General features: G+C 29.3%; 10 protein-coding genes. 7 read left to right on the top strand and 3 right to left on the bottom strand.

The annotated features are described in order from the left end of the window. The first annotated feature begins 29 nt into the window (after window positions 1-29). The 3 genes from sfsA to SVN78_06425 all read left to right on the top strand — a co-directional run bounded on the left by sfsA (window position 30) and on the right by SVN78_06425 (window position 3,174). The gene (gene sfsA, locus SVN78_06435; GenBank protein MDY6821241.1) at window positions 30-1,160 is read left to right on the top strand and encodes a DNA/RNA nuclease SfsA; all 1,131 of its coding nucleotides are present in this window, start codon (window positions 30-32) and stop codon (window positions 1,158-1,160) included. A 37-nt stretch (window positions 1,161-1,197) separates the two neighbouring features. Next, a complete protein-coding gene (locus SVN78_06430) occupies window positions 1,198-2,028 on the top strand; it encodes an ATP-dependent Clp protease proteolytic subunit (protein MDY6821240.1) in 831 nt (276 codons plus the stop codon). A 96-nt stretch (window positions 2,029-2,124) separates the two neighbouring features. Beyond that, a complete protein-coding gene (locus SVN78_06425; protein MDY6821239.1) occupies window positions 2,125-3,174 on the top strand; it encodes an ATPase, T2SS/T4P/T4SS family in 1,050 nt (349 codons plus the stop codon). A 96-nt stretch (window positions 3,175-3,270) separates the two neighbouring features. Here the strand turns inward: SVN78_06425 and SVN78_06420 are convergent, their stop codons facing one another. The 3 genes from SVN78_06420 to SVN78_06410 form a co-directional block, all read right to left on the bottom strand. Continuing rightward, the gene (locus tag SVN78_06420; protein MDY6821238.1) at window positions 3,271-4,563 is read right to left on the bottom strand and encodes a hypothetical protein; all 1,293 of its coding nucleotides are present in this window, start codon (window positions 4,561-4,563) and stop codon (window positions 3,271-3,273) included. Window positions 4,564-4,659: 96 nt separating this feature from the next. Beyond that, a complete protein-coding gene (locus tag SVN78_06415) occupies window positions 4,660-5,418 on the bottom strand; it encodes a fumarylacetoacetate hydrolase family protein (protein ID MDY6821237.1) in 759 nt (252 codons plus the stop codon). Between the two features lie 19 nt (window positions 5,419-5,437). Continuing rightward, on the bottom strand, window positions 5,438-6,184 hold the full coding sequence (locus SVN78_06410) for a slipin family protein (GenBank protein MDY6821236.1): 747 nt from the start codon (window positions 6,182-6,184) through the stop codon (window positions 5,438-5,440). 67 nt (window positions 6,185-6,251) lie between these two features. Between SVN78_06410 and SVN78_06405 the strand changes: the two genes are divergently transcribed. The 4 genes from SVN78_06405 to coaBC form a co-directional block, all read left to right on the top strand. After that, window positions 6,252-7,121 carry a YicC/YloC family endoribonuclease gene (locus tag SVN78_06405; protein ID MDY6821235.1) on the top strand — a complete coding sequence of 290 codons (870 nt, stop codon included), beginning with the start codon at window positions 6,252-6,254 and terminating at the stop codon, window positions 7,119-7,121. A gap of 8 nt (window positions 7,122-7,129) precedes the next feature. Next, a complete protein-coding gene (gene gmk / locus SVN78_06400) occupies window positions 7,130-7,744 on the top strand; it encodes a guanylate kinase (GenBank protein ID MDY6821234.1) in 615 nt (204 codons plus the stop codon). A gap of 1 nt (window position 7,745) precedes the next feature. Next, entirely contained in the window at window positions 7,746-7,976 is a 231-nt protein-coding gene (locus SVN78_06395) for a DNA-directed RNA polymerase subunit omega (protein MDY6821233.1), read from the top strand. After that, a partial coding sequence (coaBC, locus tag SVN78_06390; protein MDY6821232.1) for a bifunctional phosphopantothenoylcysteine decarboxylase/phosphopantothenate--cysteine ligase CoaBC occupies window positions 7,957-8,592 on the top strand: 636 nt, incomplete at its 3' end. The genes SVN78_06395 and coaBC, both read left to right, overlap by 20 nt.

Below are 8,592 nucleotides of genomic sequence, written 5' to 3'. Positions count from 1 at the left end.
TGTATATTATTTAAATATATATAAAAAAGTTGAAGAATATAATTGAAGCTACTTTCATAGAGAGAATTAATAGGTTTGTTGTAAAGTGTGAATATAAAGGTGAAATCATATATGCATACTTAGCAAATCCAGGAAGACTCTGGGAATTACTAGTAGAAGGTAGGAAAGTCTTACTTAAATATCAAGATAAAGACTCTAGAAAGTATAAATTTAGCTGTTTTTCTATTGTAGATAGCAGTCATTTAATTTTATTAGATACCCATTATAATAATGTAGTTGCAGAGAAATTAATTAACAATAATATGATTGAAGAATTGAAAGATTATAATATAGAGAGCAAAGAGTGCTCCTTTGGTAAAAGTAGGTTTGATTTTTTACTTAAATGTGGTAATAAGCGCCTAATATTAGAGGTAAAATCCTCTACGTTATATTATGATAAACTTGCAATGTTTCCAGATGCCCCAAGCAAAAGGGCTACAAAACATATTTATGAACTAGCTAGATTAGCAGGTAATGGCTGTAAAACAGCAATTCTATTTTTAGCTTACTCACCAAATGTAAAATATTTTTTACCTGAATTTAATGTAGATATTGATTTTGCACATGCCTTTTATGACAGCAGAGAGAGAATCTTGTTTTTTGCATATACAGTAAATAATTTCTCTATGTTTCCTAACAAATTAGATATTAGTAAAATTGGAATACCTTTAGAATTGTTAAAAGATAGAATTGTTGATAAAGGAAGCTATTTATTGGTTTTAAAACTTAATGTTGAAGGTGAAATTTTGATTGGAAAATTAGGCGAAATTTTCTTTAAAAAGGGTTATTATGTTTATATAGGATCTGCTATGAATAGTCTTACAAAAAGAATAAATAGACATAAGAGAAAGAGGAAAAATAAGCATTGGCATATAGATTATTTTATAGAATACGCTAAATTTTTAAAAAGCTTTGCCATTAGAGAAACAAGGCGATATGAGTGCAGCTTAGCTAGCCGTGTTAAAAAGATAGCTAAAGGTGAGATTAATAATTTTGGTTCTTCAGATTGCAGTTGTACGTCTCATTTATTTTATTTTAAGGAAAATCCATTACATAATAAGATGTTTATAGATATAATATTATATTATAGAATGGGCAAAATAGTAGAATTACTTAATTAATGTAATTTTAATGAAATACATTGAAAAGGAGTAAATTATGACTTTCTTTGATTTATTTTGGATATTTTTAATATTAATGGCCTTTCAACCACTACTTAGACAAAAAATGCTTGAGGTAGCAAGACAAAGATTGATTACAAGTATTCAAAAGGAGAGAAAATCACGGGTTATTCTATTGGTACATAGACAAGAGAGTATGAATTTTATTGGATTTCCTATTATGCGCTATATTGATATACATGATTCTGAAGAGGTTATTAGAGCTATACAACTAACTGATGATGATATCCCAATTGATATAATTGTACATACCCCTGGTGGTTTAGTTTTGGCATCACTTCAAATCGCTATGGCATTAAATAAGCACAAGGGAAAAGTAACTGTTTTTGTTCCTCACTATGCTATGAGTGGTGGGACATTAATTGCTTTGGCTGCTGATGAGATTGTTATGTGCGATACCTCTGTTTTAGGGCCCGTTGATCCGCAAATAGACAAATACCCTGCCGTGTCATTACTTAAAACTACTAAACAGAAATCTTTAGACAAACTTGAGGATAATACTTTAATACTAGCTGATATTGGGGAAAAAGCTATCAAACAATTAGAGAAAAGTGTTTATAATCTTCTAATTGATAATTTTGATGAGGAAAAATCAAGGGCTATAGCAAAAAAGATGACAGAGGGACTGTGGACCCATGATTATCCAATTACTTATGAAGAGGCCAAAGAATTAGGATTGAATGTTACTAATGAGATGCCTAAGAAGATACTTGAGCTTATGAGACTATTTCCACAGCCAACGAAAAGAGTTCCATCTGTGGAATACGCACCTTTGCCAATAAAAAGGGGTAATAATACAAAAAATTAGCTTTGTTCATATATTTTTTATAAATAGTAAAATAGTTGTGTTTTATGTTTTGATGGTATTGCTTTTATCAGCATTATATAATATTTTGTTAATAAAATGGATATAGAGAGATTAATAGGAAAGATATTTAAGGATTTTGATTCATCTGAGGTTAGTGATATTCTTTTATTAGAAAATGATGTTTATGTATTATATAACCAAGAATTAACAAAATTTCCTACAGAAGGTTATAATTTTATTGACATATTAAGAGATATTTTTGAGTTATCTTCTATTTATAAGAAATATGGTTTAACAGCTTTTGATGAAAATGAGCTAAAGAGTAAAATTGTAAATTTTAGTTCTATTAATGCTACTTTTTCATTAAAAACAAAGGGTTTACGTTTTAGAATACATATATTTTTATCAATGGGAAAGTTTGTATGTGTTTTACGATTAATATATTTTTCAAATAAAAAATTTACCGACTTAGGATTTAATATGAAATATATAAACCCCATAATTGAAAAGAAACATGGTTTAATACTTATTTCTGGTCCAGCTGGGGCAGGAAAATCAACTACAGCTGCAACATTAATAGAGCACTATAGTAAAGCTTTTAAATGGCATATTGTAACAATTGAAGATCCTATAGAATATATTTTTACTAATAGTTCTTCAGTTATATCACAAAGAGAGATTGGATTAGATACTCCAAATTATACAAAAGCCCTTACCGATGTATTAAGAGAAAGGCCAAGTGCTATTTTTGTGGGCGAAATAGTTGCAAAAGATGTTGCAGAATTAGCTTTACAAGCAGCAACAGCGGGTCAATTAGTTATATCAACAATCCATGCGTCATCAGCTATTGAGACAGTGGAGAGATTTGTGAATCTTTATGAGATGGATTTTGTTAGTAATATAAGACTAAAATTAGCCTACTCACTATTGGCTATAATATCTCAAAGGTTGGTTAGAGTGAAAGTTGGTGATACTGTAAAATTGAGGCTACTATATGAAGTGTTATTAAATGACAATCAATCAAAGGCATTAATATCTAGCCCAAATCAAAGACTTACGCTATTATATGATGTTCTAAAAAGGCAGGGAGTAAAACTAATTATAGAACAACTAGATAGATTAATTGATAAAAATATGATATGCTGAAAGATTAAAAATTTTGTGACTTATGTCAATTATTTCTTATTAATTATTTTAGAATATAACCTTTGAAGATGTGTATCTAGCAATCTAATTAAATGTTTATTTTTTATCAATTGCTTTAGTGCATTTATAAACCTTTACTCCTAAATATATAATCCCAATAAGTCTTCCTATATTCAAAGCTATAGTAGCATTATATATGCCGGGTAGTTTGTTATATGTTATAAGTAGTATAAGCGAAAGAACAGTTGTACATAATACTAAAAAGGTAGCCAAAGAGATAGCTATAGTCTCCTTAAAAAAGATCAGAAATCCCCTTTGGAGAGAGTTTATAGAAGAATATAAGGGAATTAGTATTAGTATTTTTATACCTGTTGATGCAAAATCTAATAATCTTTCCGATAAACCAGCAATATTTGAAAAATATAATTTATTAAGTGGGGTAAAGAGTATAACTGAAAAGATTAATGTAACACTTATTCCAATAATTAATGCAAATCTTTTTATATATCTGTAATTTGTCAACTTGCTATCCATGTTTACTATGACTAATTCCATATAGGCATAGCAAATTGATGCAAATAAAAAAGAAAAGGAGATTACTGGAGGCATTGTAGCTAAAGATTCAAGGGGATATTTTGCTTTTCCCAGCAAAAATGTTGTAAGGGTTGAAGTAGACATTATGATTATAGGTGTTAGTGTTAATGGTATATAAAAGTTTAGTAGTTCAAATATACTTTTAATATTTTCCTTTTTAGAATCTATATTTAGGATATTTTTAACAGGTTTTCTAGATACGAAAAATGTTACTAGCGCTTCTAAAACAACACCAAGGGTTAGTGATAATGAGCCAATATAAGCACCTGGTAATGCAGAATAATTCATAAGTATTATAGATACAAAGGCAATAGTGAACAATCTAGAACACGTTGAGAAGGCAATTTTATAGGTTTCACCACTTCTCATAAGTAGTCCTTGATAAAACCTTCTAATTCCTATTGCCGCTGGCCATGGTATAAGTAACATTACAGAATTATTTGCTAGTGATCTTATTTTTTCAGGCAGGCTCATAAACTCTGCAATTATTTTAAAGGTTGGAGGTAACGAGAAAATGATAATTATTAAAGTTGAAGTTAAGATTATTAATAGAGAAAATTTTCTAACTTTATAATAATTGTCTTTATTAGTTGAGAATAGGGTAGAGGTTGATAATAGCATTATAACCAAAGATTCAGTAAAGATTGCAATTGAAAAAGATATTCCATAGGCAGCTAAATTTTCATCTGGATTATTCAATCTAGCTACTATTGCTGTTAAAAAAGGGCCTTCAGCTGAGATCATTAACCAAGCAAAAGCTAGGGGATACCACAGTTTAAATAGTTTTTTATACATTTAATTAACCATTAATAAATATATTAAAGAATACAAAAGAATAATATATAGATATTAATAATTTAGTTAAATAATTAGTTTTTTAGAGTAATAAATTTATATTACGAAATTTCTAAGTTCTCCAATTCCCTGAATAGATACTATTATCTCATCACCTTTGTTAATTGGCCCAACACCAGGTGGTGTTCCAGTGAGGATAGCATCACCAGGGTATAGTGTCATAATATGTGATATGTAGCTAATAAGCTTATAAATTCCAAAGATCATCAAATTTGTGTTTGAGTCTTGCCTCAATTTTTTATTTAAAAAGAGTTTGATATCTAGATTAGTTGGATCTAAAGCTGTTTCAATAAATGGGCCAATAGGGCAAAATGTATCAAAAGATTTAGCTCTTGTCCATTGACTGTCAGATTGCTGTAAATCCCTAGCAGTAACATCATTTGCGCATGTATAGCCTAGTATGTATTCTTTGGCTCTTGAGATCTCTATCTGTTTTGCCTTCTTCTTTATAATGACTGCTAATTCTGCTTCATATTCAACTTTATTAGATTGGTTGGGTAGCACTATATTATCATTTTGTCCGATTACTGAAGAATTAGGTTTTAGAAATAAAATAGGCTCTTTTGGTATTTTCATTTTTACTTCCTTTGCATGATCAACATAATTTAAACCAACACCTATAATTTTAGATGGATTTGTTGGGGGCAGTATTTTTATATTATCGAGTGTAATAGTTTCATCAGTTATGTTAAATTTTTCGAATATATTTCCTTCTATTATATGAACATGGGTATCTCTTAGAAATCCATAGTGTCTTTTCGTAGTTTTTAGGTTTTCAAAATACAATATTTTCATTTTGCTATTCTTATGTTATTTAGTCTTCTTTTTTTTGAAAAGCTTTAAGCAAATCTATTGGAAGTGGGAAGACAATGGTAGAGTTCTTTTCTGTAGCAATTTCACTCAACGTTTGTAAATATCTCAATTGCAATGCTATAGGGCTTTTAGACATAACCATACTTGCATCTAACAATTTTTGTGCAGCTTGAAATTCTCCTTCAGCGTGTATAATCTTTGATCTTCTTTCTCTTTCTGCTTCTGCTTGTTTAGCCATTGCTCTTTGCATAGTTTGTGGTAGATCTATATGTTTTATCTCTACAGTTATTATTTTAATACCCCATGGATCTGTTTGTTTATCTATCACATCTTGTATTTGCATGTTTATTTCATCCCTACGGGATAGTATGTCATCTAGTTCACACTGCCCCAAGATGCTCCTTAGCGTGGTTTGGGCAATTTGACTTGTTGCAAAATAATAATCATGCACCTCCAAAATAGCCTTATCAGGATGAACAACCCTAAAATAGATAACAGCATTAACACTAACAGATACATTATCTTTTGTTATTACATCTTGTGGAGGCACATCTAAAACAAATGTTCTAAGTGAAACCTTATATAATTTTTCAATAACTGGTATTAATATAATTAAACCAGGTCCTCTTACACCAACAAACCTACCAAGCCTTAAAACAACACCTCTTTCATACTCATTTAATATCCTAATTGCACTAAATAAGAGTAATAATATTAATATAACAATTGTAGAAGTAACATATAACATATTGACCTCCTTTACTAACTTTACTAATATTCAAAGTATATATGAAAGGGGAAATAAAAACAATAAAATGATAGAAAGTATGTCAGGATATGGGACCTATAGTGAGGTCAGCGAAAATCAATCTATAGATGTAGAGATTAGATCATTAAATAGTAAATACATTGATATATCTATTAATATAATAAATCCTTTAAAAATATTAGAATTAGAGTTGAGAAATTTGATAAAAGATAGTTTGAAAAGAGGCTCTATATATTTGTATGTGTCGATAAAGTCAGTCAAGTCTTTTGTCAAACCTATTCTAAATAAGGAGTTATTTTGGCAATATTTAAAAATATTAAGTGAGATACAAAAAGAGAGCGATATATTAGATGATATAAAGATTGAACATATCCTAGCCTGTGATAATATTATTGTCTATGAACAGGAGAACAAGTTAGATGATGAGCTTAGAGAGTTTATTATTATGGGTGTTAAACATGCAGTTTTAAACCTAAAAGAGATGAGAGAAAAAGAGGGCGTGAAAATTAAAAGATATCTAGATGAACAAATAAAAAATTTGAGTCTAATAAATTCAAAAATAAGGCAGAAAGCAGACGGTCAAATAAAAAATATATTTAATAAAATAAAAAAGAGATTAGATTTATTAATATCTGAAATAGAGGATGAAAGAATAATGCAAGAGGTTGCTATATTTGCACAAAAGAGTGATATCACGGAAGAGGTAGACAGGATAGATTCTCATATAGCGCAATTTAATGAAATAGCAGAGAAAGAATATCCCTGTGGTAAAAAATTAGATTTTTTAACTCAAGAACTTTTAAGGGAATTTAACACTATTGCTTCAAAAGCAGAGGATATTGAGATTAAAAAGTTAGTTATTAATGCGAAAACTAATGTTAATGAAATAAAGGAACAGATTCAAAACATCGTATAATAAAATTAATGTTAAGAAAAGGAAAGTTATTTATTATAAGTGCACCAAGTGGTTGCGGTAAAACTACACTATGTAAGAAATTACTAGAAGAATTTAATGAAACTGCCAAATATTCTATTTCATACACCACAAGGAAACCTAGAGCTAACGAAATAGATGGGAAAGATTATTTTTTTGTAGATAAGAAAAAATTTTTAAATATGGTTGAAAATAGAGAATTTTTAGAATGGGCAGATGTTTATGGTGATTATTATGGCACATCAAAAAACTTTGTAAAAAATATTTTAAGTGAACAAAGAGATGTTATAATGGATATTGATCCAAATGGCGCTTTTCAAATAAAAAATAAAATATCAAGTGCAATTTTGATTATGATTCTACCTCCAAGCATAAAAGAGCTTGAGAGGAGGCTTAGAAATAGAAATACTGAGAGTGAAGAGAAATTAGCTCTAAGAATAAAGAGTGCCAAAAAAGAGGTCATGAATTATAAAAGATATGATTATTTTGTTGTCAATGATATATTTGATAGGGCTTATGAAGAGCTTTCTGCAATATATATTGCAGAACACTGTAAAATTCAAGATATAGAAAAGATTGAAAATATTATAAATATGGAGGTTTAAGATGCCATTAATCGATGTTGAGAAAGCTATTAACAATGAAAAATTTGGTTCAAAATTTAAGTTAACACATATTGCCTCTCTAAGAGCAAGGGAGATCCATAATGGTGGAGAGGATGTTGTACCTTGTCAGGTAGATATGTTTAGTAAAAGTATTACAAAGGCGTTATATGAGCTTGTTGAAGGGTTAATTGATTTTGTAGAGGTTAATGAGAATGAAGAAGGTGAATTATAATATACTATTAGCTGTTACTGGTGGTATCGCGGCATATAAGATACCATATTTGTGTAGATTGTTTTTAAAAAGTAATAACCCTGTTAGGGTTATTATGACAAAAAATGCTACACAATTTGTTAAGCCCTTAACCTTTGAAGCTTTAACAAGAAAGAAAGTTTATATAGAAGAATTTGATGAAAATAATAATGAAAGTTATATGTCTCATATAGATTTAGTCGATTGGGCTGATATTATCATTATTGCGCCTGCAACAGCAAATACAATTGCCAAGATTGCCTCTGGTGTTGGGGATAATCTATTAACCTCATTGATGTTGGTAGCATATGAGAAAACTGTGTTTATTTGTCCTGCAATGAATACTAGAATGTACTTAAACCCAATAACCAAAGAGAATATAAATAAATTAAATAATTTAGGTTTTAATATTATCCCCCCATCTAAAGGTGAATTAGCTTGTAGCGATGAAGGGGTTGGCAGGCTAAAAGAACCAGATGAAATTTTTGATTATGTTAATGATTACAAACAAAGCAGCAAAGAATATAAGGGGATTAGATTTTTAGTTACAGCAGGCCCTACAAGGGAGTATATTGATCCTGTTAGATATATAACAAAT

Source organism: Deferribacterota bacterium (assembly GCA_034189185.1).
Taxonomy (GTDB): Bacteria; Chrysiogenota; Deferribacteres; order Deferribacterales; family UBA228; genus UBA228.
The sequence above is the reverse complement of the archived record's forward strand: the minus strand, read 5'-3'. Positions and strand labels throughout refer to the sequence as shown.

Excerpts from the sequence above, each read along its gene's own strand:
- SVN78_06430 (MDY6821240.1), top strand. The coding sequence starts at position 1,198 with ATGACTTTCTTTGATTTATTTTGGATATTTTTAATATTAATGGCCTTT.
- gmk (MDY6821234.1), top strand. The coding sequence starts at position 7,130 with ATGTTAAGAAAAGGAAAGTTATTTATTATAAGTGCACCAAGTGGTTGC.
- SVN78_06395 (MDY6821233.1), top strand. The coding sequence starts at position 7,746 with ATGCCATTAATCGATGTTGAGAAAGCTATTAACAATGAAAAATTTGGT.
- SVN78_06420 (MDY6821238.1), bottom strand. The coding sequence starts at position 4,563 with ATGTATAAAAAACTATTTAAACTGTGGTATCCCCTAGCTTTTGCTTGG.
- SVN78_06410 (MDY6821236.1), bottom strand. The coding sequence starts at position 6,184 with ATGTTATATGTTACTTCTACAATTGTTATATTAATATTATTACTCTTA.
- SVN78_06405 (MDY6821235.1), top strand. The coding sequence starts at position 6,252 with ATGATAGAAAGTATGTCAGGATATGGGACCTATAGTGAGGTCAGCGAA.
- SVN78_06415 (MDY6821237.1), bottom strand. The coding sequence starts at position 5,418 with ATGAAAATATTGTATTTTGAAAACCTAAAAACTACGAAAAGACACTAT.
- SVN78_06425 (MDY6821239.1), top strand. The coding sequence starts at position 2,125 with ATGGATATAGAGAGATTAATAGGAAAGATATTTAAGGATTTTGATTCA.